The organism is Nibricoccus aquaticus (assembly GCF_002310495.1).
Lineage (GTDB): Bacteria > Verrucomicrobiota > Verrucomicrobiia > Opitutales > Opitutaceae > Nibricoccus > Nibricoccus aquaticus.
Genome location: NZ_CP023344.1, coordinates 2,166,167 through 2,192,759, shown reverse-complemented (window position 1 = coordinate 2,192,759; position 26,593 = coordinate 2,166,167). Strand labels below are relative to the sequence as shown.

27 protein-coding genes are annotated in these 26,593 nt (G+C 61.5%); 10 read left to right on the top strand and 17 right to left on the bottom strand.

Going from position 1 to position 26,593, the window contains the following annotated elements:
- Window positions 1–29 precede the first annotated feature (29 nt).
- Together CMV30_RS08880 and CMV30_RS08875 are read left to right on the top strand one after the other, a co-directional pair.
- Window positions 30–2,069, top strand: a complete 2,040-nt coding sequence (locus tag CMV30_RS08880) for a methyl-accepting chemotaxis protein (protein ID WP_096055687.1) — start codon at window positions 30–32, stop codon at window positions 2,067–2,069.
- A gap of 95 nt (window positions 2,070–2,164) precedes the next feature.
- Window positions 2,165–2,503 (top strand): hypothetical protein, encoded by a 339-nt coding sequence (locus tag CMV30_RS08875; RefSeq protein WP_096055686.1) that lies wholly within the window; start codon window positions 2,165–2,167, stop codon window positions 2,501–2,503.
- 35 nt (window positions 2,504–2,538) lie between these two features.
- On the opposite strand, the gene CMV30_RS08870 is transcribed toward CMV30_RS08875, so the two are convergent.
- The 6 genes from CMV30_RS08870 to argB all read right to left on the bottom strand — a co-directional run bounded on the left by CMV30_RS08870 (window position 2,539) and on the right by argB (window position 10,201).
- Window positions 2,539–3,771 carry an argininosuccinate synthase gene (locus CMV30_RS08870; protein ID WP_096055685.1) on the bottom strand — a complete coding sequence of 411 codons (1,233 nt, stop codon included), beginning with the start codon at window positions 3,769–3,771 and terminating at the stop codon, window positions 2,539–2,541.
- Window positions 3,772–3,809: 38 nt separating this feature from the next.
- A complete protein-coding gene (gene argF / locus CMV30_RS08865) occupies window positions 3,810–4,757 on the bottom strand; it encodes an ornithine carbamoyltransferase (protein ID WP_096055684.1) in 948 nt (315 codons plus the stop codon).
- A 123-nt stretch (window positions 4,758–4,880) separates the two neighbouring features.
- The gene (locus CMV30_RS08860; protein ID WP_138223205.1) at window positions 4,881–6,677 is read right to left on the bottom strand and encodes a hypothetical protein; all 1,797 of its coding nucleotides are present in this window, start codon (window positions 6,675–6,677) and stop codon (window positions 4,881–4,883) included.
- Window positions 6,628–7,905 (bottom strand): DUF3142 domain-containing protein, encoded by a 1,278-nt coding sequence (locus CMV30_RS08855; protein WP_096055682.1) that lies wholly within the window; start codon window positions 7,903–7,905, stop codon window positions 6,628–6,630. The genes CMV30_RS08860 and CMV30_RS08855 overlap by 50 nt, the downstream gene beginning before the upstream one ends.
- Window positions 7,906–8,002: 97 nt before the next feature.
- Window positions 8,003–9,229: an aspartate aminotransferase family protein gene (locus tag CMV30_RS08850; protein ID WP_096055681.1), complete on the bottom strand. Its 1,227-nt coding sequence runs from the start codon at window positions 9,227–9,229 to the stop codon at window positions 8,003–8,005.
- Between the two features lie 90 nt (window positions 9,230–9,319).
- Window positions 9,320–10,201 carry an acetylglutamate kinase gene (gene argB / locus CMV30_RS08845; RefSeq protein ID WP_096055680.1) on the bottom strand — a complete coding sequence of 294 codons (882 nt, stop codon included), beginning with the start codon at window positions 10,199–10,201 and terminating at the stop codon, window positions 9,320–9,322.
- Window positions 10,202–10,428: 227 nt separating this feature from the next.
- Between argB and CMV30_RS08840 the strand changes: the two genes are divergently transcribed.
- On the top strand, window positions 10,429–11,745 hold the full coding sequence (locus CMV30_RS08840) for a bifunctional ornithine acetyltransferase/N-acetylglutamate synthase (RefSeq protein ID WP_096055679.1): 1,317 nt from the start codon (window positions 10,429–10,431) through the stop codon (window positions 11,743–11,745).
- Between the two features lie 79 nt (window positions 11,746–11,824).
- Here CMV30_RS08840 and argC read toward each other — a convergent pair whose 3' ends face one another.
- The 4 genes from argC to CMV30_RS08820 form a co-directional block, all read right to left on the bottom strand.
- Window positions 11,825–12,850 carry an N-acetyl-gamma-glutamyl-phosphate reductase gene (gene argC / locus CMV30_RS08835; RefSeq protein WP_096055678.1) on the bottom strand — a complete coding sequence of 342 codons (1,026 nt, stop codon included), beginning with the start codon at window positions 12,848–12,850 and terminating at the stop codon, window positions 11,825–11,827.
- Window positions 12,851–12,976: 126 nt separating this feature from the next.
- On the bottom strand, window positions 12,977–13,375 hold the full coding sequence (gene rpsI, locus CMV30_RS08830; protein WP_096055677.1) for a 30S ribosomal protein S9: 399 nt from the start codon (window positions 13,373–13,375) through the stop codon (window positions 12,977–12,979).
- An 8-nt stretch (window positions 13,376–13,383) separates the two neighbouring features.
- On the bottom strand, window positions 13,384–13,812 hold the full coding sequence (rplM, locus tag CMV30_RS08825; RefSeq protein WP_096055676.1) for a 50S ribosomal protein L13: 429 nt from the start codon (window positions 13,810–13,812) through the stop codon (window positions 13,384–13,386).
- Window positions 13,813–13,955: 143 nt separating this feature from the next.
- Complete coding sequence (locus tag CMV30_RS08820; protein ID WP_096055675.1) at window positions 13,956–14,678, bottom strand: TorF family putative porin; 723 nt, start codon at window positions 14,676–14,678, stop codon at window positions 13,956–13,958.
- Between the two features lie 178 nt (window positions 14,679–14,856).
- On the opposite strand from CMV30_RS08820, the gene CMV30_RS08815 reads away from it, so the two are divergent.
- From CMV30_RS08815 to CMV30_RS08795, 5 genes are all read left to right on the top strand, one after another.
- Window positions 14,857–15,246, top strand: coding sequence for a DUF423 domain-containing protein (locus tag CMV30_RS08815; protein ID WP_217494484.1), 390 nt, complete (start codon window positions 14,857–14,859; stop codon window positions 15,244–15,246).
- An 85-nt stretch (window positions 15,247–15,331) separates the two neighbouring features.
- A complete protein-coding gene (locus CMV30_RS08810; protein ID WP_245844443.1) occupies window positions 15,332–16,684 on the top strand; it encodes a CCA tRNA nucleotidyltransferase in 1,353 nt (450 codons plus the stop codon).
- Between the two features lie 23 nt (window positions 16,685–16,707).
- Window positions 16,708–17,652 carry a transaldolase gene (tal, locus tag CMV30_RS08805; protein ID WP_096055672.1) on the top strand — a complete coding sequence of 315 codons (945 nt, stop codon included), beginning with the start codon at window positions 16,708–16,710 and terminating at the stop codon, window positions 17,650–17,652.
- A 101-nt stretch (window positions 17,653–17,753) separates the two neighbouring features.
- Window positions 17,754–18,698: an SDR family oxidoreductase gene (locus tag CMV30_RS08800; RefSeq protein WP_096055671.1), complete on the top strand. Its 945-nt coding sequence runs from the start codon at window positions 17,754–17,756 to the stop codon at window positions 18,696–18,698.
- 17 nt (window positions 18,699–18,715) lie between these two features.
- Window positions 18,716–19,468 (top strand): lipoyl protein ligase domain-containing protein, encoded by a 753-nt coding sequence (locus CMV30_RS08795; protein WP_096055670.1) that lies wholly within the window; start codon window positions 18,716–18,718, stop codon window positions 19,466–19,468.
- Window positions 19,469–19,538: 70 nt separating this feature from the next.
- Here the strand turns inward: CMV30_RS08795 and CMV30_RS08790 are convergent, their stop codons facing one another.
- The 7 genes from CMV30_RS08790 to CMV30_RS08760 form a co-directional block, all read right to left on the bottom strand.
- Window positions 19,539–20,255 (bottom strand): DUF4412 domain-containing protein, encoded by a 717-nt coding sequence (locus CMV30_RS08790; protein WP_096055669.1) that lies wholly within the window; start codon window positions 20,253–20,255, stop codon window positions 19,539–19,541.
- A 192-nt stretch (window positions 20,256–20,447) separates the two neighbouring features.
- Window positions 20,448–20,909, bottom strand: coding sequence for a DUF5069 domain-containing protein (locus tag CMV30_RS08785; protein WP_096055668.1), 462 nt, complete (start codon window positions 20,907–20,909; stop codon window positions 20,448–20,450).
- A gap of 7 nt (window positions 20,910–20,916) precedes the next feature.
- Window positions 20,917–22,368: an O-antigen ligase family protein gene (locus CMV30_RS08780; protein ID WP_138223204.1), complete on the bottom strand. Its 1,452-nt coding sequence runs from the start codon at window positions 22,366–22,368 to the stop codon at window positions 20,917–20,919.
- A gap of 31 nt (window positions 22,369–22,399) precedes the next feature.
- The gene (locus tag CMV30_RS20905; RefSeq protein WP_096055666.1) at window positions 22,400–22,582 is read right to left on the bottom strand and encodes a FeoB-associated Cys-rich membrane protein; all 183 of its coding nucleotides are present in this window, start codon (window positions 22,580–22,582) and stop codon (window positions 22,400–22,402) included.
- A 55-nt stretch (window positions 22,583–22,637) separates the two neighbouring features.
- Window positions 22,638–24,749 (bottom strand): ferrous iron transport protein B, encoded by a 2,112-nt coding sequence (gene feoB / locus CMV30_RS08770; RefSeq protein WP_096055665.1) that lies wholly within the window; start codon window positions 24,747–24,749, stop codon window positions 22,638–22,640.
- A 13-nt stretch (window positions 24,750–24,762) separates the two neighbouring features.
- Window positions 24,763–25,008, bottom strand: coding sequence for a FeoA family protein (locus CMV30_RS08765; RefSeq protein ID WP_096055664.1), 246 nt, complete (start codon window positions 25,006–25,008; stop codon window positions 24,763–24,765).
- A 24-nt stretch (window positions 25,009–25,032) separates the two neighbouring features.
- Window positions 25,033–25,296, bottom strand: coding sequence for a FeoA family protein (locus CMV30_RS08760; protein WP_096055663.1), 264 nt, complete (start codon window positions 25,294–25,296; stop codon window positions 25,033–25,035).
- Between the two features lie 223 nt (window positions 25,297–25,519).
- On the opposite strand from CMV30_RS08760, the gene CMV30_RS20050 reads away from it, so the two are divergent.
- A complete protein-coding gene (locus tag CMV30_RS20050; protein ID WP_217494483.1) occupies window positions 25,520–25,660 on the top strand; it encodes a hypothetical protein in 141 nt (46 codons plus the stop codon).
- A gap of 306 nt (window positions 25,661–25,966) precedes the next feature.
- Window positions 25,967–26,572, top strand: coding sequence for an outer membrane beta-barrel protein (locus tag CMV30_RS08755; protein ID WP_096055662.1), 606 nt, complete (start codon window positions 25,967–25,969; stop codon window positions 26,570–26,572).
- Window positions 26,573–26,593 lie beyond the last annotated feature (21 nt).

The following is a 26,593-nucleotide window of genomic DNA, read 5'->3' as shown; positions in this document are numbered from 1 at the left end:
CCGCCGCCAACATCCTCTTTTCTAAAATCGTGAAACTCCCATCGCTCACCATCGGCCGGAAAATCACCTCCGGCTTCGCTCTCGTCTTCGCGCTCTTCCTCATAGTCGCCGCCATCGCGTATTTCGCCCTCGGCCGCGCGGGCAAAGGACTCGCCGACTTCTCCGACAGCACCGCCGAGACCAACGTCGCCGCCAACCTCGAGTCCTCGATGCTCAACCTCCGCATGGGCGTGAACGAGTTTCTCGCCACCGGCTCCGAGGACAGCATCGCAAACTACGAAAAAAACCGCAAAGCCCTCGATGCCGCCGTCGACCAGGCCGCCACCGCGATGAAGGATAATGCCGACCGCGCCCAAGACATCGCCGACGCCAAAAAACTCCTCGTCGAGTACAACGCCGCCTTCCAAAAGACCGTCACCCTCCTCCACGAACGTCAGGCAGAGGTCGCCAACACTCTCGACCCCCGTTCCACCGCGATCGGCGACGCCCTCAAAGGCATCCTCCTCGCCGCCCGCCAGTCCGGCGACCAGAACGCCTCCTTCAAAACCTCGTCCGCCCTCCAGAATTTCTTCGAAGCCCTCGCCGCCGTGAACAGCTTCCTGCTTACCCGCGAAGACACCCACGCCGAAAAAACCCGCGCCTCCATCGCCGCCATGGTGAAACAAGTCGTCGGCATGGAAAAAGAACTCAAAGAAGCTGAAGCCCTCGACGCCTCCCTCGCCGATCCCACCAAGGCCAAGCTCATCACCGAGATCCAGCAAAACGCTGCCGTCTACATCGAAGGCTTCGAAAAAGTCGTCGCCTCCACCCAGGCCCGCGCCGCCGTCGTCAAAGACGACCTCGAACGCCTCGCCCCCCTCTTCACCAAAGAAATCACCAACGTCCGCACCTCCCTGCGCAAACAGCAGGATGACCTCGATCAGATCAGCCGCGACGATCAGAAAAAGAACGAGTTCCTCGTGCTCTCGCTCAGCATCGCCGGCATCGTCCTGGGCATCGTCTTCGCCTTCGTGATTGTCCGCAGCGTCACGCGCCCCATCTCCCTGCTCACCACCCGCCTCACCGGCGGCGCCGAACACACCGCCTCCGCTTCCAGCCAGGTCACCTCCGCCTCCCAAACGATGGCCGAAGGCTCCTCCCGCCAGGCCGCCGCCCTCGAAGAGAGCTCCGCCTCCCTCGAAGAAATGGCCGGCATGACCCGCAAGAACGCCGAAAACGCTCAAGCCGCCAAATCCCTCGCCAACCAAACCCGCGTCGCCGCCGACGCCGGCACCGAGGACATGAAAGAGATGAAAGCCGCCATGGCCGCCATCCAGACCTCGAGCACCGAGATCTCCAAAATCATCAAGACGATCGACGAGATCGCCTTCCAAACCAACCTCCTCGCCCTCAACGCCGCTGTTGAAGCCGCCCGCGCCGGTGAAGCCGGCCTCGGTTTCGCCGTCGTCGCCGACGAAGTCCGCTCCCTCGCCCAACGCAGCGTTCAAGCCGCCCGCGAAACCGCGCAGAAAATTTCCGACTCCACCGCCAAGTCCGAACAAGGCGCCAAGATCTCCGAAAAAGTCGGCAAGAGCCTCGACGAAATCACCGCCAAAGCCCGTCAGGTCGATGAGCTCATCGCCGAGATCGCCGTCGCCTCCCAAGAACAAAGCCAGGGCATCGACCAAGTTTCCCGCGCCGTCTCCGACATGGATCAGGTCACGCAGGCCAACGCCGCCACCGCGGAAGAAACCAGCGCCGCCGCCAACGAGCTCAGCAGCCAGGCCGCCCAGCTCAAAGGTATCATCAACGAACTGACGCACATGGTCAGCGGCAACAAAACCGCCACCGAAGCCAGCGCCGCTCCCGCTCAACCCGAAGCCGCTCCCGTCGAAGTCGCCGCCGCTTCTGCGCCCAAGCCCGCCGCTCGTCCCGCTCGCGCCGCCGCCAAAGCCGCCCGTCCCGCTCCTGCCCGCGCCCGCCACGTCGAAACCGCCGCCAACGGCAGCGCTCCGGTGAAAAATTCGATCCCGAATCGCAACGGCCACGAAGCCGCCAGCTCCGACGACCGCTTTTTCAAGGATGTCTAACCGACATTCAGGTCCTTCTTGAAAACCCCGGCCGCAGCTTAACCGCTGCGGCCTTTTTATTTGAGCACAACAAGCCGCCCGCATCGTCTTTCTGGATGCCCCAACAGCTTCTCGGCTTCGCCGTCGTCTGCATCGCTCTCAGCGTCGGCCTGCAGAAACGACAGCTCTGGGTCTGGTACGCGGTCTGGGCCCTCTTTCTGTTCTTCGCTATCCAGATCGCAGCACTCGTCGCTCACGTGTTATCGACCGCTCAAACAACACGCGCTGCGGCGCTGGGCTGCACAGGCGCTGCAGGCATCGCCCTATTCTGGACTCCGATCGCAATCTGGTGGGCAAAACGTCGGAATGATTTCGGCAAACCCCGCGCGCACTCTACGAAACCGCCTCCAAACGGCACAAAAAAGCCGGACGCTAACACGTCCGGCTTTGTCTAAAAATCGAATCGCTCGCTGAACGACTCAGCTAAGTCTCAGCTTCCGATCTTCGGGCCGCCCTGCGCCAGATTACGCGCGCGGAGACGCAGACCATTGAGGCGGATGAAGCCGGTCGCATCGCTCTGATTGTACCAGCTCTTCACGCCTTCCATCGACGCGATCTTGTCGTCGTACATCGAGAACTTCGACTTACGTCCGCAGGTGATGATGTTGCCCTTGTAGAGCTTCAAGCGAACGGTGCCCGTCACGTAGCGCTGGCTCTCGTCCACGAGCGCCTGAAGCGCCTCACGCTCAGGAGCGAACCAGAAGCCGTTATACACGAGCTGCGCATACTTCGGGATGAGACCATCGCGGAGTTGGAGCACTTCGCGATCAAGCGTGAGCGACTCCACCTGACGATGCGCCTGCATGAGGATCGTGCCGCCAGGAGTTTCATAAACACCGCGGCTCTTCATGCCGACGAAACGGTTTTCCACGAGGTCCACACGGCCGATGCCGTGCTTGCCGCCGAGTTTATTGAGCGCCTTGAGAAGCTTTCCGGGCGAGAGCTTCTTGCCGTTAACCGCGACGGCGTTGCCCGCCTCGAAATCAATTTCGACGTACTCAGGTTTGTCCGGCGCGTCCTCCGGCGAAACGGAGAGCTTGAACATCCCCTTGTTCGCCTCAGTCGTCGGGTCGAACCACGGATCTTCGAGGATGCCCGCTTCGTACGAGATGTGGAGAAGGTTACGATCCATCGAGTACGGCTTCTTGAGCGAAGCCTCGACCGGGATCTTATGTTCGGCGCAGTAAGCAATCATCTCGGCGCGGCCGGGGAACAGCGCGCGATACTCTTCCATCTTCCACGGAGCGATGATCTGCAGCTTAGGATCGAGCGCCATGTAGGTGAGCTCGAAACGGCACTGGTCATTGCCCTTGCCTGTAGCGCCGTGCGCGACGGTGTCGGCCTTTTCCTTGTGCGCGATGTCCACCTGCGCCTTCGCGATCAGCGGACGCGCGATCGAAGTGCCGAGGTAATACTGGCCTTCGTAAATCGCGTTGGCTCGGATCATCGGGAAGATGAAGTCGCTCGCGAACTCTTCGACGAGATCGAGCGTGTAGTGTTTCGAGGCGCCAGTCTTCTTGGCCTTCTTGTCGAGACCCTTCAGTTCTTCTTCCTGACCGACGTCGGCCGCGAAAGTGATGATCTCGGCGTCATAGGTCTCTTTGAGCCACTTGACGATGACGGACGTGTCTAGGCCGCCCGAGTATGCGAGGACGATTTTCATAGATGGGAAATGTTGAGAGTTAAACGATGCGACGAGCGTTAAGCCCGCGGCTGCTGCGCGAGCACGGCCATGATAGCCTTCTGCGCGTGCAGACGATTTTCAGCCTGATCGAAGATGATCGAGCGAGGATTATCCAAAACCTCCTGCGTCACTTCCTTGCCCGGATAAGCCGGCAGACAGTGCATGAAGTACGCGTCGGGTTTCGCCGCAGCGAAGAGCTTCGCGGTCACGGCAAACGGCGTCATCTGTTTGATGCGCTCGGCCGATTCGGCCTCTTTGCCCATGCTGACCCAGACGTCGGTGTAAACCACGTCCGCGTCTTTCACCGCTTCGTACGGATCGGTCGTGAACTGATAACCGCCTGCGAAACCTTCCTTCGCGAACAACGCATTGGCCGCGGCATCCGGCTCGAAACCTTTCGGACCCGAGAGTGCGATCTTCATGCCGAAAAGATTCGCGCCGAGCACCCACGAGTTCGCCATGTTGCACGCCGTATCGCCGAGGAACGCGATCTTGCGCCCCTTCAAAGACGCGAGCAGATCGCCGTCTTTCGGCGCCCAACGTTCCGCGAGCGTGAACGCGTCCGCGTAGATCTGGCACGGGTGGAGAAAATCCGTCAGCGCGTTGATCACCGGGATATTTCCAGCCGCCGCGAGCCGTTCGACTTCCGCGTGATCGTACGTGCGAACAACAAGTCCATGCACGAACCGTGAGAGCACTTTCGCCGTGTCTTCGATGGATTCACCGCGACCGAGCTGGATGTCGTTTTTATTCAGGAAAAGCGGATTGCCGCCCAGCTCATGAATGCCGACCTCGAACGAGACCCGCGTGCGGGTGCTCGATTTCGAAAAAATCATCGCCCACGTCTGATGCTGGAGAACCGGCGGCGTATGACGCCCGCGCTTTTGCTTAAGGTCTCTAGCCAGTGCAAAAACTTCAGCCACTTCATGGGGCTTGAAGTCGGTCTCTTTGAGGAAGTGCTTCATTTGCGAAGCGGTCTGGATTACGGCCTCCGCACGGCTCCTACGAGCGAAAAATGCGTGACGACCCCGTGACGCCACCACACCGGGAAACACCCCGGCACCGCACACTTTCCGCCGCTTCGCGCATCACGGATTCGCCGCCTTCGTCTCATCCGCAAACCACCGCCGCTCCGCCGCCCGTCTCCCCAACTCCGTCCGGCCGCAACGGATCGCGAGCGCCTGATAAAACGCCTTCGCCGCCTGCGGATCGCGGTTCTTCAACCACCCGCCCGCCTCGCTCAAAATCGCGGCCGTCTCCTCCGCGTCATTCGGCATGAGCCCCGCCGCCCACCACGCCAGCTGCGCCGCGCGATACCGGTAATGAAAACGCTGCTCCGGCACCGCGTGCTCCATCACGCGCTCCAGCTCCTCCTTCGTCGTCGCAAACGTCCCGCCCGGCGAGGCCGCAAGTTCTTCGCGCGCCTTCGCCGCCGCTCCCGTTTCAAAACTCCCGCCCCAGATCGCCCAGTCCGGCTCCAGCTCCGTCCCGAGCAATTCCATGCCCCGCTCGCGCGCGATTTTCGCCGCCCTCCAAAACGCCGCCGCTCGCACCGCATCAGTCTCCTTCAAATCAAAACCCATCCGCACATCCGCCGCGTACTCCCGTGCGACCACTCGCAACTCCTCCGAAAAATAATCCACCGTATCATCGTCCCGATTCGCCCGCATCAACCGCCTCGCCAGCAAATGCCGCAACCTTCCGCGCATCTCCTCGCCATTTTCCGGCGCGCCTTCTTGCGCCGCTCGATCCACGTACGCGCGCAATTCCCCCAGCGAAAGCACTCGCTCCGCCACATACGCCGCATCCTCCCAGTGCCCGCCGCTCATCCACGCTTCAAGCGCCCGCACTCCACAGTTCTTCGCCAGAAAAACCCGCCCCAGCTCCCCCAAAATCACCGGACGCTGCACCGCCAACTCGCTCGAACCCGCCGCAGCGCGCAAATGCCGCTCTCCCCCCGCCAGATCACCCGCCCGCAGCGCCAGTTTTCCGCGCAGCCACTCCGCCACTCCCGAATCGGCGGGCGCGAACCGCACCCATTCCCGGGCCAGCACGAAGTTGCCTCCTTGATACGCCACCCACGCGAACCGGTCCGCCTCCGGCACATCGCAGACACCCGTCTTGTTCAACAACTCCGCCCAGATCCGCGCCGCCGCCGCGACACGCTCCATATGCTCCGTGTCGTCCCAGCCACTCCCTCCACTTCCCTGCGCTATCAGCCAAGCCGTCCACACCTGCCGCGATGCGACGTCCTGCGCGAGTTTCTCACCAAGCCCCTGCTTCCGCCACGTCTCATCGCGAAACAACCGTCGCATCACGAAACGCAGTGAGTTGATCGCCGTATCGTCGCCCTCGCGATGATGCCGCAAATAAAGCGTGATCGCCTGAATGAAATTGCCCGTGTGCAGCTCCGCAAACGCCTCCCAACCGATGCTCTCCCGCGCCAGATTCGGCTCATCCTTCGCGCCCGCCTCCACCAACGCCCGCGTGAGCCCGAACCACTTCACCGCCTCCTCACGCGCTTCCCGCCGCGCATCATCGGACACTCCTTCACACCGCTCCGTACGAGCCGCCGCTTCGCGTCCCAGCCGGTAAGCGGTTTCCACATCAACGCGCTCATCCTGCCCGATCACACGCCCGCTCTGGCTCTTCTTCGTCGCGCCGCACGACGCGATCCGCTCCACTTCGTTCGCGAAAACCGCCTCCGGCGACGCGAGTATCCGCCCTTCCGGCGCATCGAGATAACGATTCGGGAAATCCGGGCCGCACGCCTGTGTTACCGACGTGAGCCCGGCCGCCGCCCACACCACACACACAAGCAGCCGTGAGATGATTTTAAGCCCGGGAAGACTCCGCGATGATTTCGATTTGAAGAGAGATTTCATGAGAAAACCGAATCCACCCCACACGCCGCCGACGTCCCGGAGCCAGCACCGCCAGCTGTGCAGCCTCACCCATCGCGAACGTCGCCCCGCCCCCCGCCGCCCCTGCCATGAGCGAGTAACCCGCCAGCGCATCCAACGCCAAGACGCGCGCCCCCGCCGGCCATTTCGCGACCAGCCGCTTCGGCAACGCCACATTCATGTCGCCCGCGTTCTCCACATAAATTTCCGCCCGCCCCGCGTCGCCTTCGCTCCAGGCAATCCCCGCGCGCAAACAGACCTGCGGCTGCTCACCCCGCGTCAACGCCACAAGCGTCCGCACATCCCAGTTGAGCCGGTCTCCCTCCACCGGAAGCCGGAACCAGATCACGCCTGCAAAATCCGCCAGCGCACTCTCCTCAAGCTCACGCGCCAGCACACGCATCGCTTCCACATCAGCCCGCACTTCGCGAATCTGCGCGCCCTCCGGCCACGAGCGCCGCGACCCTTCCGCCGCCAGCCCGATGAATTTCCCGTCCGCTGCAAAACCCACCTCGTATCCATAAGTCGGCAACGCCACGCGAAACGGCACACCCGCTCGCGACGCCTGCAGCGCCCACACCCGCGACCGCGCCGGATCACACAACACCACCGGCTCATTCACGCCACGCGGCTTTTCCAACGAGTGGACCTGCAGCACAAACCCATCCGCCGTTTCCGCGAGCGCGCGAAACTCACGCTCATGCCTCAACCACGCCGGAAGCGCCGTGAACACGAGCGGCACAGCGCCAGCCGCCTCGCGCAACGCGAGCAACCACTCGCGATAGTCCGCGAGCTTCGCCTCCGCGCAGTCAAAGTCCATCTGCAGCTCTGCCGGTTCGAGTCCGGCATCACGTGCCGCGCGTAATCGCTCCTCCACAATTTCCTTCAGCCGCGATGTCACCGCGTCTCCTCTCGCAAACGGTCCGCCGTAAGGACCGATTCGGACAACCAGCCCCACCTCAACACCCAGCCTTTTCAGCACCGCATAATCCGGCTCCGCGCGAAACACTTCCATGCGTCCCGACTTCCAGTTCACCTCGGCAGCCAGCACGTGAACACGTCCCACATCGTCTCTGATTTTCCCAAGCGACGCGTTAACCGCCTCAGTCCACTGCCGCTGCCACACATAAACGTCCTGCGGCAAACTCGCGGTCGCGGCGGACCACGACAGCAGAAGCGAAACGAAAAAAAGAAGATGGCGGCACTTCATCGAAGCACCGCCATCTTCACCGACTCAAATGAAGTCCTTATGAAGTCTTCGCGAAATCGCCGCGCTTTCGTTCGCGCGAGCGACTATTTGAAACAAATCAGGCCACCGACTTCGCCGCGAAAACCTTGCGGAGAATCTCCACCGATTGCGCCAGCTCCTGCGGCGTCGCCGTGAGCGGCGGCAGCAAGCGGATCACATTTCCACCCGCCATCGGCGCAAGCAGCCCTGCCTCGCGCAGCGCGGCCAGCGTCGGCGCCGGATCGCTCGCGAGCTGCAGGCCCACGAGATAACCCTGCCCGCGCACGCCCAGCAGCTGCGCCGGGAACTCCGTCGCGAGTTGCTTGAGCGCGCCGATCCACGTCGTGCTGTTGATCGAAACTTTTTCGAGCAGCCGCTCCTTCTCGATCACATCGAGCACCGCCAGCGCCGCCGCACACGCGAGCGGCGTGCCTCCGAAGGTCGTGCCATGTGAGCCGGGCTGAAAAAGCTCCGCCGCATTTTCGCGCACCCAGACCGCGCCGATCGGCATCCCTCCACCGAGACCTTTAGCCATGCCAATCGCATCAGGCGTCACGCCCGCATACTCGAAGGCATAAAATTTTCCCGTGCGCCCGATGCCGCACTGCACTTCATCGAGGAGCAGCAGCAGATTGCGCTCGTTGCAGAGCTTGCGGAGGCCAACGAGGAACTCAGGCGTGCAAGCATTCACGCCGCCTTCGCCCTGGATCGTTTCGACGAAAATCGCCGCCGTCTGATCGTCGATCAGATCGGCGAAACTCTGGAGGTTATTCAATTCGCCAAACGAGAAACCGGGTACGAGTGGAGCAAAACCCTTCTGGATTTTCGCCTGCGGCGTCGCACTCATGCCGCCAAACGTACGGCCGTGAAACGCGTTCTTCGCGCAGATCACCTTGTAGCATTTGCCCTCTTCACCGCCGGATTTCTTCACGCCGTGCAGACGCGCGAGTTTGATGAGCGCTTCGTTCGCCTCGGCGCCGCTGTTGCAGAAAAATACCCGACCCGGCCCCGCGTAGCCGATGAGCCGCCGCGCGAGTTCGCCCTGATTCGGATTCCGAAAAAGATTACTCGTGTGAATCAGCTCGCCCGCCTGCCGCTGCACCGCCGCGACCCAATGCGGATGACAATGCCCGAGCGCGCTCACCGCGATGCCCGAGGTGAAATCGAGAAACTGTTTTCCCTGATCGTCCCAGACCAGCGCTCCACGTCCGCGCACGAGCGTGAGCGGAGCACGCGCGTAATTCTTCATCACATGCGCGTCGTAAAGATCGGCGGTGCTCGTGCGGAGGGCGGTCGGGGAGTTCATAGTCACAAAAAAGCTAACGGCTTTCGGAGGGCGAAAACCAAGGGGCGAATCTCACCCAGCGCAAATGCGCGTTGAGTCTGCCGCACGGTTTTAACCGTGGACGATCTCGGTGCCCGTGCCCTTGTCGGTGAAGATCTCCAACAACAAGCTGTGCGGCAGACGCCCATCGATGAAGTGGACGCGTTGCACGCCGTCTTGCAGCGCGCGGATCGCGCTGGCGACTTTGGGCCGCATACCTTTGTCGATGACGCCCTTCTTCTTGAGGTCATCTACCTGGCTGATCTTCAGCGTGGAAATAAGCGACGCCGGGTCAGGCGGTGCGGAGAGAAGTCCGGGGACATCGCTCATGTACACGAGCCGCCGCGCCCGCAACGCACTCGCCACACGACCAGCGGCGACGTCCGCGTTGATATTGTACGGCTTGCCGTCGTTGTCCTCGGCGACCGGCGAAATCACCGGCACGAAACCGTCCGCGATTTCCTTTTTGATGAGCTTCGCCTTCACCTCAGTCACTTCACCAACGAAACCGAGATCGACGGGATTGCCGTCATCATCGGTGGTGAGCTTTTGGCAAACGAGCACGCTGTCGCCGGGCAAACCCTTCGGATTGGCGTCGGCTTGGGAAATCGCTGCGCAAACATCTTTGTTCACGATCTCATCGAGCGTCTTCTTCACGATCGCGATCGTGGCGGCGTCCGTGACGCGCATGCCGTTGACGAAATTCGCCTTCAGGCCGGAGACCTCCATCGCCTTCGTGATCGCTTTGCCGCCACCGTGAACGACGACGACGTTGATGCCGACCGCCGCGAGAAACGCGATGTCGTGCGCCACGCGCAGACGGCCGGCCGGATCGGGATCATCCATGAAACTGCCGCCGTACTTCACGACAAACGTGGAGCCACGAAAATCTTGGATGTAGGGAAGCGCCTCAAGCAGCACCTTCGCCTTTGCGGTAACTTCAGCGACGTTCATCGGCGTTCAAAGCACGCGGCTCGCGGCCGCGGAAAAAACAGAAAGACAGGAATGTTTAGCGCTCAAAGTGATCTAAAGTGGTGAGATGCTTAATCCACCTGCGCCGCGCTTTTCCATATAAATTTCGGCCCGATAAAAACATTTCCAAACCCGGACGTCACGAGAGCGTGACGCGAGACTCTGAAAATCGGCTTCACACGACTGGCCGCTCGCCCCACTTCTCACTCGTGCCAAGCACACAACTCACCTTCTCGTCACGCGACGCTCACCGAACCTGGCTCGCCAGCCAGGCCTCCCTGCCTGCGGGTTTCCGTGTAGGCACGACGCGCTTCGAGTTCATGCCGCGCGAGGCGCCGAAGCCCGCGAAAATGACGCTTACGTTGATCACACTCGATCAACCGACGCCGGACTTCGCCGCGATGTTCACGCGCAACGCCTTTCCCGGCGCGCCAATCATCGTCGGTCGCAAACGCCTCGATGAACCCGCCCTCGGCGCGATCATCGTGAACAATAAAATCTCCAACGTCTGCGCGCCCGGCGGCGTCGAAGCCTCCGAACAAATCTGCGCGAAAGCCGCCGCGCTCCTCGGCATCGCTCCGACCTCGGTACTGCCGTCCTCGACTGGCGTCATCGGCTGGACGCTGCCCGTGGATGCGATTCTCAACGGCCTGCCCGCCGCTGCCGCGTCATTGACCGCGAGTTCGATTCTCCCCGCCGCAGAGGGAATCGTAACGACCGATCTCTATCCCAAAATCCGCCGCGCCGACCTCGGCGGCGGCTCAATAGTCGGCATCGCTAAAGGCGCCGGCATGATCGAGCCCAACCTCGCGACGATGCTCGTGTATATCCTCACCGACATCGCCATCCCGCGCGCCGAGCTGCGCACCATGCTCGCGCGCGCCGTCGATGTGAGCTTCAACACCATCAGCATCGACAGCGACACCAGCACCTCCGACACCGTCGCGCTCGTCTCTTCGAGCAAGGTTCCGTGCTCAGACAAAGCCGCTTTCGAAAAAGCGCTCACCCAAGTCTGCCGCGATCTTGCCGAAGATGTCGTGCGTAACGGTGAAGGCGTCCGCCACGTGATCCGCGTGAACGTCAAAGGCGCGCCGTCACGCGAAATCTCCCGCGCGCTCGGCAAGGCCATCGTCAACGCGCCGCTCTTCAAATGCGCCGTCGCGGGCAACGACCCGAACGTCGGCCGCCTCGTCCAAGCCATCGGCAAACACGTCGGTGCGCACGCCCCCGGCCTCGATCTCTCCCGCCTGAGCGCACGCATCGGCGGCATCGAAATTTTCGCCAACGGCGCGTTCCGTCTCGATCCCACGAAAGAGACCGCCCTCGTCGCCCACCTCAAAGGCGCCGAACTCTACGCCAGCGCTCCGACAAAAGACGGCGTGTTCGCGCCACCAGTCGATTTCCCGCCGCACGAACGCTGCGTGGAAATCGAAGTCGATCTCGCGAATGGCGCGGGCGAATGCACGGTCTTCGGCGGCGACCTCACGCATGAATACGTCAGCGAAAACGCCGACTACCGGAGCTGACGTCGCACAGATTCCCACCAACGAAAAAGGCCGGACTTTTGAGTCCGGCCTTTTTCGTTTCGAGCGAACACCGACGATCTCAGACAAGTCCCGCAGTTTCAGAAAACCCAAACCACAAATTCATGATCTGGACCGCTTGGCCGCTGGCACCTTTGACGACGTTATCGACGACTGAGGTGATCACGAAGTTCTTTGTGCGCGGATCGAACACCGCAGACATGTCTACGCGATTCGTCCCGACCACGTGCGCCGTGTCGGGCGTTTCCCCGCTCGGAATCGCCTGCACAAACGAACGCCCAGCGTAGGCCGAGTGCCACGCAGCATAAAGCGACTCGATGGTCCCGTCAGCGGCTGCGGGCACGGTGATCGTCGTGGCGATTCCCCGCCGCATGGGCGCGAGGTGCGGGTTAAACTGAATGATCGCCGGTGTACCCGTGCGCAGCGCGATCTGCTCTTCGATCTCGGCGAGATGCCGGTGCTTCACGAGGCCGTACGCCTTGATGCTCTCGGCGCGCTCCACGTAGAGATACATCTCATCGACCTTTTTGCCCGCGCCACTAACTCCGCTGTAGGAGTTGGCCACGATGTGCTCGCGCGAAACAACTCCTGCACTGAGCAGCGGCACGAGCGGCACCAGAATGCTCGTCGGGTAACAGCCGGGCGCCGCCACCAGTTTCACGTCGTTCTTCCAGCCAGTCGGCGTGAGCTCGGGCAACACGAACCTCGCCTGGGTCAACAACTCAGGCGCGTGATGCTTGCCGTAATATCTTTCGTACGTCGCCAGATCGGCGATACGGAAGTCGGCGCTCAGATCGATCACGCGTTTGCCCGCAGCGACAAGCACCTTGGCGAACTCAGCCGCCGCGCCGTGTGGCAGCGCGAGAAAGAATAGGTCGATGTCGCTCTTCGAGAGCGCAGCGGCATCGGAGTCGACGAACTTCAGCCCCTTATCGAAGCCGCGCAGCGCGGGAATCACCTGAGAGAGCGCCTTACCCACTTGGGAACGCGAAGTCACCGCCGCCAGAGTGACGTGCGGATGAGCGAGGAGCAGTTTGACCAGAAGTTCGCCGGAGTAGCCCGACGCGCCGATGATACCGACTTTCATAGGAGGAAAAATTCAGAGTGGACCGGAAGGAAATCGAGAAGGTTTTTGAAGCGAATGCGTGACGACAAAAAAGCCGCCTCGGTAAGAAGGCGGCTCGTTTGTTGAAAACGTTCGAGGTGTCTCGGCTTAGCGCTTCGAGAACTGGAAGCGCTTGCGGGCACCTGGCTGGCCGGGCTTCTTACGCTCTTTGGCACGCGGGTCACGTTTGAGGTGACCGGCTTTCTTAAGAGCGGCGCGGAGCTCAGGATTGAGCTTCTGGAGAGCGCGGGCGATGCCATGGGCAACTGCGCCGGCCTGGCCGGAGACGCCGCCACCGTCGACATTGGCGACAACGTCGATTTTCTCGCGCATCTCAACCGTGACGAGAGGAGCGTAAGCCTGCTTGGCAAAATTCTCGTGGGAGAAATATTTCTCGAACTCGCGGTCGTTGACGACGAGCTTGCCCGTGCCTTCGACGATACGGATGCGAGCGGTGGCGGTCTTACGGCGACCGGTACCAGTGAAAACAGCTTTATCAGCGCACATGGGCAGGATTAGACGGAAACTTTGACGGGATTGTTAGCCTCGTGATCGTGGGCCAAGCCCTTGAACACGCGGAGCTTGGTGAGCATCTTCGCAGCGATACGGTTCTTCGGGAGCATACCCTTGACCGCGTGCGTGATGATGAACTCTGGGTGTTTCTCGCGCATGAGCTTCAGCGAACGATAGCTTTCGCCACCAACGAAGCCGGAGAAAAACATATACTCATTCTGCTCTTCTTTTTTGCCGGTGAGCACAACTTTGTCGGCATTGATCACGACCACGAAATCGCCGGTATCGACGGACGGGGTGTAGGAAGCCTTGTGGCGGCCACGGATGATGTTGGCGGCCTTAACGGCGAGACGACCGAGCACCACACCCTCAGCATCGATCAGATGCCACTTGGGTTGTACCGTCTCTTTTTTGGCGAGGAACGTTTTCATGAAAGGAAAAGGGGTCGAGAGCTAAGGTTTGGAAACCTTCTGTCAACCCTTAGATTTGGGCTATGAATAAAAACCCGCTCCTCGGTGAAGAGGAGCGGGTGAAGATAGGAAGTCTTGAAGATATTTTCTAAGCGCGTGAGCGATTAGAAACCAACAGACAGACCGACGGTGAACCAGAGATTGCTGTCAGGAGCGGAGCCGTCGAAGTAAGCGTCATTGGCAGCATAGTGGATGCCGGTGGTAATGGCCGCTTTGTCGTTCAGCTTGTAAGGAACGCTGATGTCGAAACCGTAATAGTTGTAGGTCTCGAACACGCGTGAACCGCTGTCTGGAGCCCAATCACGACCGTCAGCCGTACCAGCGAAAACGCTGAAATCAACCGAGGAACCGATCGCTTCGAGCGGAACACTGTAGCCAACGGAAGCCTGAATGGTGTCAGCTTCGAGGGTGAAGTCGTAGTAGTAATAGAGGCTGGAGGAGATACCTTGATACACGTAGGTAGCGCCGAGACCAACTTCGATCGAGTCTTTGGTAGCACCACCGGTAGCCTCAGGGTACCAGTAGTAAGTGCCGACCGCCTCGAATGAGAGGGCATCGTTAACTTTGTATTTATAGCCACCGTAGATATCGATCTCGTTGGACTCGTTATCGGTGACAGGATTATTGGTCCACAGGCCGACGTAGGCATCGTCCACGGAAACTTCGATCGAGGGCTGGAAGGAGTTACCAGCCACTTCGACGCCGCGGAATACGTATTCCGAAGCGTAGGTGAAGTCGGTCGTCACGGAGTACGAGGACTTCACATCTTGGGCATTCAAACCAGTACCGGCGGCAATGGCCGCGAGGAGAATGGCAGTCTTTTTCATAGTGTTGTTGTTCTGTAGTTTGTTCGGTCAGCCGACAAAATCGGCCTTCCGCACAGAAAAGATAGGTTTGTAAAATTCAAGTCTTAACTTACCGACCCTTCTGCTCTGAAACCGGACCGGAAACTGTCCGAGCGGTTCCAAAATTGTGTAAACATCTTCGATCATATTCATGGGTAGGATGAAAGCAGCAGCGGGCATTTTAGGACTTACAGGCCTGGCCTTGGGCGCATTCGGAGCACACGCTCTGAAGTCCCGGCTTTCAGCCGCAGGCACCCTCACCAATTGGGAGACTGCGGTTCATTATCACCTGATCCACGCAGTGGCTCTGCTTGCGCTGGCTGCCATCAACACACTTCCAGCTAGCCGCTCGGCACGCTGGCATGACCGCGCCGCGCTCTCGTGGATCATCGGTGCGTGCTGTTTCTCGGGCTCGCTCTACCTCATGGCCTTGGGCGGCCCTCGCTGGCTTTGGCCGGTCACGCCCCTTGGCGGTCTCTTTTTATTGGCAGGCTGGGGCTGCCTGCTTGTCCGTGAACAGTCATCTGATTCGGCTGACAAAAAAATCTGATCCCCCTCATCGCGGGCGCTCCCCGGCGGTCGATCACATGCAACTGCCCGAGCCTCTTCTCGTCGCCTTAAGAGCCCTGCGCACCATGGGCAGTCCACGCCTTGTCGGTGGCTGCGTGCGCGACTGGCTGCTGGGGCTTGAACCAAAAGACTTCGACGTCGAGGTACCCGGCGTCACTTTTGAACAACTTCACCGGGCACTCGCGTCTTTCGGCAGCACCGATGTCGTCGGGCGCAGTTTCGGCGTAATCAAACTCCGCGTCGCAGAAACCGAATACGACTTCAGCCTCCCGCGTCGCGAATCCAAAACCGGCGCTGGTCATCGTGGTTTTGCCGTCGAGCCTGAGCCAAATCTCACCGATGCCGAGGCTGCCGCGCGCCGCGATTTCACCGTCAACGCCATCGCCTACGACCCCTTCGCCGAAACCGTGATCGATCCGCACAACGGCGTACACGACCTCCGCGCCCGCGTGCTTCGCCACACCAGCGCTGCCTTCACGGAAGATCCGCTGCGCGTCCTCCGCGGCTTCCAACTCGCCGCGCGTTTCAATTTCACACTCGCGCCCGAAACCGTCGCGCTTTGCCGCTCTATTTCCGGCACTTTCCACGAGCTCCCGGTCGAACGCATCTGGGGCGAGTGGGCCAAATGGGCCGAAAAATCCACTCACCCTTCACGCGGCCTCGCCGTGCTCGAAGAAACCGGCTGGCTCGCCCACTTCCCCGAAATCGCCGCGCTCCGCGGCACACAACAAGATCCCGAGTGGCACCCCGAGGGCGATGTATTCACCCACACGGCACACTGCTGCGACGCCCTCGTCTGCCTCGAAGCCTGGAGAAACGCCCCAGCCGACCGCCGCCGCCAGCTCCTCTTCGCCGTCCTCGCCCACGATTTCGGAAAACCCTCCACGACGTCTTTCGCCGACCGCCGCGGCCAGCTCCGATGGATCAGCCCCGGCCACGAATCCGCTGGCGGTCCGCTCGCGGCTTCATTTCTCACGCGTATCGGCGCACCTCGGGAACTCATCGCCCACGTCCGCCCGCTCGTGGTGCTCCATCTCGCGCATCACAGCGGTCAGGGCGACTTCTCCGACAGCCGCATCCGACGCCTCGCCCGCAAACTCGCCCCCGCCACCATCGACGAGCTCTGCATCGTCATGCACGCCGACCACGACGGCCGCCCGCCGCTCCACTCGCCCGAGACACTCGCCCGCATCGCCGAACTCCAATCTCGCGCCACCGCGCTCGCACTCACTTCCTCCGCTCCCCGTCCGATTCTACTCGGTCGTCACTTGATCGCGCTCGGCCTCTCCCCCGGTCCCGACTTCAAGAAAACCCTCGATGCCGCCTTCGAAGCCCAGCTCGACGGCGCATTCTCCAACGAAACCGACGCCCTCGTCTGGCTGAAAAACCATTTGCCCGCGCCTCCTTCCGCCCGGTAACGTGTCCGCTTTCATTTTTCTCTATGGCCACCCAACTCGACCAACTCAAAGCGTTCACGACCGTCGTAGCCGACACCGGCGACTTCGTGAGCATGAAAGAATTCGCTCCTCAAGACGCGACCACCAACCCAAGCCTGATCCTCAAGGCCGCCGCGATGCCCGAGTACGCGCACCTCGTGGACAAAGCCATCGCCGAAGCCGGTGCCTCCGCTTCGCTCAGCCAGATCATCGACCGCCTCCTCGTGGTCTTCGGTCTCGAAATCCTCAAAATCGTCCCCGGCCGCGTCTCCTCCGAAGTCGACGCCCGCCTCTCTTTTGACACGCAGGCCACCATCGCCAAGGCCCACGACGTCATCGCCCTCTACGAAAAAGCCGGCATCAAGAAAGAGCGCATCCTCATCAAGATCGCCTCCACATGGGAAGGCATCAAAGCCGCCGAGCAGCTCCAGAAGGAAGGCATCAACTGTAACCTGACGCTCCTCTTCTCCTTCGCCCAGGCCGTCGCCTGCGCCGAAGCCAACATCAAGCTCATCTCCCCCTTCGTCGGCCGCATCCTCGACTGGCACAAGAAAGCCGCTGGAAAAGACTTCGTCGGCGCCGCCGACCCCGGCGTGATCTCGGTCACCCAAATCTACACCTACTACAAAAAATTCGGCTACAAGACCGAGGTCATGGGCGCCTCCTTCCGCAACAAAGGCGAAATCCTCGAGCTCGCCGGCTGCGATCTCCTCACCATCGCCCCCGCCCTCCTCGCCGAACTCAAGGCCTCCAGCGATCCGGTCGTCCGCAAACTCGATCCCGCCAAGTCCGCCAGCGCCGACCTCAAGAAGGTTTCCTTCGACGAAAAATCCTTCCGCTTCGCGCTCAACGAAGATGCCATGGCCACGGAAAAGACCGCCGAAGGCATCCGCCTTTTCTCAGCCGACATCGTGAAACTCGAGCAGCTCATCCTCTCCAAAAAGAAGTAAGCTCGCGCGACGTTTCGCCGATTAGATTTCTCCAAGGCCGACGCTCACCCGTCGGCCTTTTTCTTTTGCCGCGTCTCAACCTCCGCCCACAAACCTCTCCCATGAAACTCTTCGTCCTCGGCGCTTCCGGTCTCGTCGGCGGCGCGTTCGCTGAAGCCGCCACCCGCGCCGGCCACCACATCATCGGCACCGTCGGTAATTTCCCCGGCCCAGTCTCCGGCGTGGACGAACTTCTCCCGCTCGATCTCACCGACGAAGCCGCCGTCACCGCATCGATCCTCCAGGCTAAACCCGCCGCCATCATCAACGCCGCCGCCATCTCCGAACCGGCCAAATGCGACGACGACCTCGCCCTCTCGCAAAAACTCAACGTCGCACTCCCCGCTCTCGCCGCGCGCCTCGCGCAACAACTCGGCGCGCGCTTCATCCACCTCTCGTCCGAACAAGTTTTCGCCGGTGACCGCCCGCCCTACGCCGTCACCGATCCCGTCGCGCCCATCAACACCTATGCGCGCCAAAAAGTGGACAGCGAAAAACTCGTCCACGCCGCCGCACCCAAACTCGCTGTCACCGTCCGCGCTCCGCTCCTCATGGGCAATAGCCCCGCTGGCAAACGCAGCCTCCACGAACGCCTCCTAGCCGACTGGGCCGCCAGCAAAACGCCCATTCTCTACACGGATGAGTTTCGCCAGACCTGCACCGCGCAAAACCTCGCCGCCGCTCTGCTCGAACTCTGCACGCGCCCCGAGATCACCGGTGTCTTTCACTGGGCTGGCGCCGAACTGCTCTCCCGTCTCGAACTAGGAATCCGGATACGCACCCATTTCCGTCTCCCCGAGTCCACCGCGCCGCTCAAACCCACCGACCGCGCCGCCAACCCCAAAGCCGCCGCCAGCCGCCAGGCCAATCTCGCCCTCGATCTGCGCCCACTCTCGCAGCTCTTGAAAACGCCCGTCCAAACTTTCGCGCAACAACTCGCCACGCTCACCGTCCCGCCGCACCTGAGCACCTGGCTCGCCTCCACGCAGCAATCCTCACGCGCCTGATCGCCGCTCCACACGCCATGCAACTCGACATCCTCCCCGAGCGTCACGGCGGCGCCGCCGAAAACATGGCGACGGATTTCCTCCTGCTCAAACGCTACCCCGCCGAGCGCGCGGCGCACGCGCGCTTCCGCCACTACGACTGGCATCGCCCAGCGTTCACGTTCGGTTACTCGCAAAAAATCGCCTACGTCCGCTCGCAGCTCCCAGCCGACATCGCTCCTGATCTCTGCCGCCGCCCCACGGGCGGAGGCGTCGTCGATCACCGTGACGACTGGACCTACACGCTCGTCATCCCCCGCGCGCACGCGCTCTACGATCAACCCGCGCCGCATTCCTACCGCGCGATCCACGCCGCCATCACCGACTCCCTCATCGCCCTCGGCCAGCCCGTCGAACTCAAAGAATCCTGCGACCCCGCCGACTCATCCGACAACAACCCCGGCGGCGCAACCTGCTCCGCCGCCTCCGGCCCCACTGTCTGCTTCACCCGACCCGAACGCTACGACGTCATCCACACGCTCACCGGCGCGAAGGTCGCTGGCGCCGCGCAAAAGCGCACCAAAGACGGCCTGCTTTTCCAAGGCTCGCTCGCCCGATCCACTCTCACGGCATCGCTCGATTGGGATGCGTTTCAATCGCTGCTCATCGAAAAACTTTCCGCCGCGCTCGCCCTTCCCGCCGCCGAAACCCCCTGGCCCGATTTCGCCGAGCACGAACTCGACGGACTTATCGAGCAATACTCCGCGCCCGAATGGATCGAACAGCGCTGACACGAAAAACGCGCGCCTGCATCTCGCAGAGCGCGCGTCGAAAAATTCCAAAACGTCGCGAGCGTTTCGCTCAGCGGCCAGGGATCAGCCCCTTGAGCATGTCGCCCATGTTGGGCATCTCCATCTTCGTGTAATCGCTCGGCGGCTCGAAAAGTTTTCCATCCTGCTTCGAGCGGTCAATCGCCGTGACTTCCATGCGCGACTCTTCCGGGCCGCCGACCTTCTTGCGCGTGATCGTGCGCAGCGGAAACATATTTTCTTTCTCCATGAAAGCTTCCCAGCCGCCTTTGCCTTCAGCGCCTTGCTGGCTCACATAGCGGCCCATCTCTTTGGTAACCCACACCTCGACGATGCGGCCATCGGCCTTGCCGACATACTCCTCGGCCTCGACGCCCGCGATCTTCTCCTTGCGGCCCGTGGGCTTGAACTCCTCGTCGCCCTTTTTCCGCTTCGTGTCTTCCGGCTTCAGCTCGGGCAGCTCGCGCACCATGTACATTTTCTCTTCGTCGATGAGCATCGTCATCTCCTTCTTTTTGAAATCCATGATCATCGCGCCAGCGGCGTCGTTCTTCTTCTTTTTCTTTTTCGAAGACGAGTCAGCGCCACCGAAATCCATGCGCATCTTCTCGCCCTTCATGCGATAAGACATGGCCATCGGGTCTTTATCCTTGGGCCCATTCGTGAGCGTCATGTCCACCTTGCCCTCGAAGGCGAAGGCGGTGGAGGCAGCGGTCAAAACGGCGAGACAAAGTCCACCGAGGAGGCGAAACAAACGGGATGTTTTCATAGGTGAGATGCGTGAGAGGAGAACAGCCAATGCCGACGGAAATGTCCGCTACTGGCACCGGCTGCAAACGCTTCTTCCCCGTCTCGTCCGGCGCGTCACGGAAAAACTTCCCCCCATTAGTCCATCGGCGAACGCGCCCCTCACCTTCTCACACCGCCGCTTATTCGCGGCGTTTCGCACCGCAGCTCCCGCTCACTCGATCCGCCCTTCATCGAAATCGATCAAGTCCGGCACGCTGCGGATTTCCCCCGCGCGATCCGCGCAACCCATCTTGGTCAACGCTTCGAGCAGGAACTCCTGCCCCGCCTGCGTCATGCCTTTTTGCACGATGTCGCGGTTCCATTTCGCGGCGCGCACATCCTTCGGAAAAATCTCCAGCAACCGCCGGTCGAGTTCTGCATCATCAACGGATTCATGCACCGCCTTTTCAACCGCCGCCGGGTCCACGCCAAGATGAAGACTCAGAAACCGGTCGAGCCCGCGCTTGTAATTCTTCGCATAGCTCGCGGGCAGCGCTCCATGCGTTTTCACGTAGCGGCACTTCGCGATGAAACGCGGGAGATACAGCAGCCCCGTCGCCGCGTGCGGCACATACGGCGAAGGCAGACACGTCAGCACTTCACCACTGGAGCCGGGAATGGGTTTCGATGGCATGATCCCATCAGCCTAGCGTTTCACGACGACGGTTAGTCGAGGCATTTTCCTGCGCCGGAACCGCTTCGTTCCGCACGCGCGGCCGGCGACTCCACGCAAACCCGAGCGCCACCGCCGTCCACGTTTGCAGCGCCGGCACCTGCAACGGGAAATGCACGAGGCTGTGCAACGCCACGCCGATCAACATCAGCAGCAACGCGAGATCGTCGTCGCTCGTCCCATTGCGAATCGCCGCCCGATAAAAACCAAAAACCCACAACGCGCTCCACGCCAGCGCCGGTAAAACGCCCCACTCCGCCGCCGTCTGCAATAGATCGTGGTGCGCGAACTGCCGCATGTGGAAGAACGTGTTCACGAGCGGATCATTTGAATACAGCGACGACTCACGCACCCACGAGCCCGGGCCGTCGCCGATGAGCGGATGATCGCCCGCCATGCGCAGCGCCGCGTTCCACACCGACGGAAGCGGCGGCGCGGGAGAATCCACCAGGTGATCCCCGCGACTAGCCGCCGCGACGCGAAACGCCTCGTCCCGGGCCGCCGCGTTCATCCGCGTCGCCTCCGCGCCTGTCCACCTGTCGGAATACCGCGCTCGCAACGCCGAGACCTCCCTCGCCTGCCACACAAACGCCGCCGCAAACAACGCCGCGCACAGCCCCAGAATCCAGCGCGGCCCGAGCCCGAAACGTTTCGCGCACAACTGCCACAGAGCTCCGCCCGTGAGAAGGATTCCCGCCACACCCCACCCCGAGGTCGCCGGCCACGCCATCAGCGCAGCCACTGTCACCGCCACTGTTAGTATCATCACCGGCAGACGTTTCTTGAGAGACGCCCACACGCCAAACACCAGCCACGGCCACGCGAAGTTCACACTAGCCGCCGATGCGCTGTAGTTGAAAAATGGACCGGAAAACCGGTCCAGCCCGTACGAGGTGAGCAACCAGGGAACCGCGCTCCACCCGAGCCATTTCTGGCCCACGCTATACCCGGCAGCCGCCAGCCCGCTCACCGCGATTACCCAATAAACTTTCCGACGGAAACGGCCGTCACGCCCCAGATCGACCGCCGCCAAAAAGCCCAGCAACACACTGCCCGCAAAAAACAGCCGCTCCTCCCGCGGAAACTGGAGCTGCCCCGCCGGATTCCACGACTCTATGAACGCCCAATGCTCCTCCGCGAACGCCGTCGCGAAACCGGGCTCGGGCTGCACCCACCACCAGGCGAGACACGCGAGCAGCACACCCACACACCCCGCAGCCAGCGGCGGGATCTGCGGCTTCCGGGATTCGCGCGCTCGCGCCACACACATCAGAAAAAACGCTGAGCACAGCGCCACGCCCGGATACCAGAGGACGTTTTCCATTCGCGTCTTCGCCCCGCCAATCCACGGAACCGCCGCCACCACGCCGATCAATGCCCAGGAAGCGATGCGTTCCAGCGGCGATTGTGTTCTCGGCATCCCGGCAACCTTCACGGCACCTCGCCGCGACTCAAGACCTCATGCCGCCAGCCCTGCGTTTATCCACGAGGTCCGCCTTCATCTTCTCCGACGGACATCCACAGCCACCGCCGCAGCCGGGCGCACTTTTTTTCTTCAGCAACGAACGCGCGAGCAACGCGACCGTGACGGCCACGACTGCCAGTGCTGCGATAGTTTGAATTTCAGGAGCCATTTTTCTGGCAGCAAAGAACCCGGATAACGCGCGGCGCGCAAACGCCGCACACAGATCAGAAGCCCAGCGCGCGGCCTCCTTGATAGACGATAAACGACAGCACCCACGCAGTGCCCGTCATGTAGAAGAGTTGGAACGCGGGCCATTTCCACGAATTCGTCTCACGCTTCACCACCGCGAGCGTCGCCAGACACTGCATCGCGAACACATAGAAAATCATCAGCGTGAAACACACCAGCGGCGTGAACAGCGGCCGCCCGTCGGGCCACTTCGCCGACAACAACGCCACCCGCAGTGGCTCGGTGTTTTCCTGCGCATCCTCGACGTTGAAAACAATGCCCATCGTGCTCACGAACACTTCACGCGCCGCGAGGGAGCTGATGACGCCGATGCCGATCTCCCAATTAAACCCGATCGGCTTTATCACCGGCTCGATCGCGTGACCCGCCATGCCCGCGAAGCTGTGCGCCATCTGCTGATCGGGCGGCGTACCCTCCGGTGCTTTTGGATAAGTCGCGAGGAACCACAGCACGATGGAGATGCCGAGGATCATCGTCCCGGCGCGTTTCAAAAACATCCAGCCGCGCTCCAGCATTTGCAGCGCGATGTCGCGCAGCTTCGGCAGTCGGTACGGCGGCAGCTCCATGATCATCATGGAGGGCTCCCCCTTGAGCAGCGTGCGCTTGAAGAGCCATGCGAAGCCGAACGCGCCAAACGTGCCGAGCGCGTACATGAGCAGCATGATGCCGACTTTGGTCAGCAGCGGCACACTTTCACCGGGAATGAGCGCGGCGATCATGAGCAGGTAAACCGGCAGGCGCGCGGAACAGCTCATCAACGGCGCGATGAGGATCGTGACGAGGCGATCTTTCTTATCCTCGATCGTGCGCGTAGCCATGATGCCGGGAATCGCGCACGCGTAGGAACTGAGCAGCGGGATGAAGCTTTTGCCGTTGAGCCCGACGCTCCCCATCAAGCGATCCATGATGAACGCCGCACGCGCCATGTAGCCCGTGCTTTCGAGCAGGCCAATGAAGAAGAATAGGATCAGGATCTGCGGGAGGAAAATCACCACGCCGCCGACGCCGGCAATCGCGCCATCGGTGATGAGATCGCGCAACTCTCCCTCAGGCATCGATCCCTTCACCCAGTCGGCCAGCGCCGCCGTCTGCCCGTCGATGAAGTTCATCGGATGTTCGGCGAAAATGAAGATCGAGAGAAACAGCAGCGTCATCACGCCGCCCAGAGCGAGCCAGCCCCAGACTGGATGAGTGACGAAGGAATCGATGCGGTCGCTCACACTCGGCCCCGTCACGGCTTTCTTCCGATGCACGAGTTCCGAGCAGAGCCGCGTGATCACATCGTAGCGGCTGTTCACGAGCGTACCGGCCCAGTCAGTGCCCTCGGCTTCCCAGCGCTTCTTCCAGGCGTTTAGGATCTCTGCGGTGCGGGCGCTCAGCGGCGTCGAACCGGCAACGCGCATCGCGTCTTGATCCGTGAGCAGCAGCAACGCCTCGGCACGGGCGATCAGCGGCGCCTTCAAATCGCTGGCGACGAGCGACGCCTGCAACTCCGCCACCGCCGATGAGATCGCCGCAGGCACATCCCACGCGTGGCGCGAGAGCGGGAGATCGGGGCGGCTCATCGCGAGCTTGAGCTCGATGATGCCTTTGCCGTGCGCGGCTTCGCAGGCGATCACAGGAATGCCAAGCTCCTGCTCCAGGCGGCCGATGCGGATTTCGAGCCCCGCCTGAGCGGCGAGATCCATCATATTCACCACGAGGATCACGGGGCGGCCGAGATCGAGGATCTGGTGAACGAGGTAGAGATTACGCTCCAGGTTCGTGGCATCGACGATGCAGAGAATGCGGTCGGGCTGGGGCGTGTCGGCGCGACGGCCGAGGAGCACATCGCGCGTGACGGCCTCGTCGGGCGAGCGCGCGGCGAGCGAGTACGTGCCGGGGAGATCGATCAGGGTCAGCGCGTGCCCGTGTTGCGAATACGCGGTGCCCACCTTTTTCTCGACGGTGACGCCGGGATAGTTGCCTACCTTCTGCTTCAGTCCCGTGAGCGCATTGAAGAGCGTGCTTTTGCCGCAGTTCGGGTTACCGACGAGGGCAAAGACCGGCGCGCGCGCCGGAGATGGTGATTTGAAGTCTGGAGCCATCGGAGTGCGGAGTTTACTTCGCCGTAGCAGGCTCGACGACGATGTGCTCGGCTTCGCTCTTGCGCAGCGTGAGGTGGTAGCCGCGGACCTTGATCTCGATCGGATCGCCCAGCGGCGCGGTGCGGATCAGGGTGATCGACGTGCCCGGAAGCAGGCCCATCTCGCGGAGACGGAGGAAGGCGGTGCCTTGCTTGGGGAGATCGCGAACGGTGGCGAGGGAACCGACGGGAAGTTGGGAAAGAATTTGCGAGGCGGACATGAAGCAGTCGTTGAAAAAATCAGATCACGCTGCGCCACGGATGAGCTCGACCACGATGTGTTGGGCGGCGCGGTCGCTGAGGGCGATGCGCGTGCCGCAGAGCTGACATAGCAGCGTGCGCTGGCCGGAGACTTTTTCGATCACGGCCGACTCGCAAAACCCCATCTCGCGCAGGCGCTGACAGATGTCGTCCTGCCCGGCCAGTTCGCACACGCGGCCGGTCGCGCCCACCGGGAGTTCGGTGAGCCGCATCCGCTGCGGGCGATGGCGATCGACGGAGGTCTGCATGAGCAAAATGAGTGAGCGAGAGTGAGATGAGACCGAGTTTCAAAGTCAACGGATCGACTCTACTTTCGTGCAACGATTACCGCCGCCACTGCGGAGAATAAACGCGGCAGGTGGCGCTGCAAAAATCCCGCAAGCCTCCTCAGTATCGGAAAGAAAAAGTAATAAGGCGGCGATGTCCGAGCGTCCGCTAAAACAATGGGCGCGTGAATCCGTAATGAGGAGTATGATCCTTCACCTGCCGCTCTCCCGCAAACATCAGCTCAGCCTCAACGGCCGCGCGGTGCTGCGCGATCTGGCGAGCGGAGACTTCCGCAAGATGGGTTTCCATCTGCGCGGTTTGTACCGGGCATTGGTCGCCCATTAAGTCCGATTACCAGAAGCTCGCGGTTACTTTTCGGGCACATCATCCGCGCCAGCCAGCGGTGCGGAGCCATGAATAAAGTTTCTTGCCCCGGGGCTGAGTTGTTAGTGACTTCCCGTTCTCATGAACCGGAGAGGGTGCATCAGCAATCAGTACACGCACGTGCATGAAGTCGCCTCAGAAACGAGGCGCTGCACACGACCATGATAATTCAAGGGAGTAACCCCACCGGAACACGTCCAGTTCGTGTTCCGCCTGTGCCAAGTCAGGAGCGGCTCGCGCCGAGGGTGAGGCGACCAAACACACTACATGAACCGTACATTCGTCATCACGTGCCTCGCGCCACTCGCGCTAGCCGCCATACCGTCGCTGCATGCCGCCACGAGCGCCTTCATCCGCCCTACCATCGCCTACGTCGCACCCGAGGCTGACGGCTATGATGATGCGGGCTACATCGGGGTTTCCGCCGGCGTGGCCACTGGCCCGACGGGACAACACGAATTCAGCGCTGAGATTGGCGCGACGGGATGGGAATTCGACGATCGCATCGGTGCACAGCGCGTCAAAGGCGAGGAAGTTTACGCACCGATCCTCGCGAGCTACCGTTATTATGCGCAGCCCGCAGACGCAAAAGTCCGCTTTTTCTTCGGTCCTTCGCTCGGGTTCACGGCGGCCAGTTATGAAGTCGAAGTCAGCGGGCCTGGCTTATTTCAAAAAGACGACTCTGCGGAAGTCCTGCTCACTGTCGCCGGGAACGTCGGCGTGGACATCCGCTTCAATGAGAAGCTCTCACTCAACATCGGCTATCGCTATCTCTACATCGACAGCGGCGAGACCGAGCTTCTCGGCGTGGACGTCGACTTCGAAGAGTCGAAGGCCCATGTGATTTCTGCGGGGCTGAATATCCGTTTCTAAGGAGCGATCACTCGTTTGCCT

Excerpts from the sequence above, each read along its gene's own strand:
- feoB (WP_096055665.1), bottom strand. The coding sequence starts at position 24,749 with ATGGCTCCAGACTTCAAATCACCATCTCCGGCGCGCGCGCCGGTCTTT.
- CMV30_RS08795 (WP_096055670.1), top strand. The coding sequence starts at position 18,716 with ATGCAACTCGACATCCTCCCCGAGCGTCACGGCGGCGCCGCCGAAAAC.
- CMV30_RS08790 (WP_096055669.1), bottom strand. The coding sequence starts at position 20,255 with ATGAAAACATCCCGTTTGTTTCGCCTCCTCGGTGGACTTTGTCTCGCC.
- CMV30_RS08780 (WP_138223204.1), bottom strand. The coding sequence starts at position 22,368 with ATGCCGAGAACACAATCGCCGCTGGAACGCATCGCTTCCTGGGCATTG.
- CMV30_RS08800 (WP_096055671.1), top strand. The coding sequence starts at position 17,754 with ATGAAACTCTTCGTCCTCGGCGCTTCCGGTCTCGTCGGCGGCGCGTTC.
- CMV30_RS08815 (WP_217494484.1), top strand. The coding sequence starts at position 14,857 with ATGAAAGCAGCAGCGGGCATTTTAGGACTTACAGGCCTGGCCTTGGGC.
- CMV30_RS08755 (WP_096055662.1), top strand. The coding sequence starts at position 25,967 with ATGAACCGTACATTCGTCATCACGTGCCTCGCGCCACTCGCGCTAGCC.
- CMV30_RS08760 (WP_096055663.1), bottom strand. The coding sequence starts at position 25,296 with ATGCAGACCTCCGTCGATCGCCATCGCCCGCAGCGGATGCGGCTCACC.
- CMV30_RS08785 (WP_096055668.1), bottom strand. The coding sequence starts at position 20,909 with ATGCCATCGAAACCCATTCCCGGCTCCAGTGGTGAAGTGCTGACGTGT.
- rplM (WP_096055676.1), bottom strand. The coding sequence starts at position 13,812 with ATGAAAACGTTCCTCGCCAAAAAAGAGACGGTACAACCCAAGTGGCAT.
- rpsI (WP_096055677.1), bottom strand. The coding sequence starts at position 13,375 with ATGTGCGCTGATAAAGCTGTTTTCACTGGTACCGGTCGCCGTAAGACC.
- CMV30_RS20905 (WP_096055666.1), bottom strand. The coding sequence starts at position 22,582 with ATGGCTCCTGAAATTCAAACTATCGCAGCACTGGCAGTCGTGGCCGTC.
- CMV30_RS08860 (WP_138223205.1), bottom strand. The coding sequence starts at position 6,677 with ATGAAATCTCTCTTCAAATCGAAATCATCGCGGAGTCTTCCCGGGCTT.
- argB (WP_096055680.1), bottom strand. The coding sequence starts at position 10,201 with ATGAACGTCGCTGAAGTTACCGCAAAGGCGAAGGTGCTGCTTGAGGCG.
- CMV30_RS08810 (WP_245844443.1), top strand. The coding sequence starts at position 15,332 with ATGGGCAGTCCACGCCTTGTCGGTGGCTGCGTGCGCGACTGGCTGCTG.
- tal (WP_096055672.1), top strand. The coding sequence starts at position 16,708 with ATGGCCACCCAACTCGACCAACTCAAAGCGTTCACGACCGTCGTAGCC.
- CMV30_RS08820 (WP_096055675.1), bottom strand. The coding sequence starts at position 14,678 with ATGAAAAAGACTGCCATTCTCCTCGCGGCCATTGCCGCCGGTACTGGT.
- argF (WP_096055684.1), bottom strand. The coding sequence starts at position 4,757 with ATGAAGCACTTCCTCAAAGAGACCGACTTCAAGCCCCATGAAGTGGCT.
- argC (WP_096055678.1), bottom strand. The coding sequence starts at position 12,850 with ATGAAAGTCGGTATCATCGGCGCGTCGGGCTACTCCGGCGAACTTCTG.
- CMV30_RS08875 (WP_096055686.1), top strand. The coding sequence starts at position 2,165 with ATGCCCCAACAGCTTCTCGGCTTCGCCGTCGTCTGCATCGCTCTCAGC.
- CMV30_RS08855 (WP_096055682.1), bottom strand. The coding sequence starts at position 7,905 with ATGAAGTGCCGCCATCTTCTTTTTTTCGTTTCGCTTCTGCTGTCGTGG.
- CMV30_RS08850 (WP_096055681.1), bottom strand. The coding sequence starts at position 9,229 with ATGAACTCCCCGACCGCCCTCCGCACGAGCACCGCCGATCTTTACGAC.
- CMV30_RS20050 (WP_217494483.1), top strand. The coding sequence starts at position 25,520 with ATGATCCTTCACCTGCCGCTCTCCCGCAAACATCAGCTCAGCCTCAAC.
- CMV30_RS08870 (WP_096055685.1), bottom strand. The coding sequence starts at position 3,771 with ATGAAAATCGTCCTCGCATACTCGGGCGGCCTAGACACGTCCGTCATC.
- CMV30_RS08765 (WP_096055664.1), bottom strand. The coding sequence starts at position 25,008 with ATGTCCGCCTCGCAAATTCTTTCCCAACTTCCCGTCGGTTCCCTCGCC.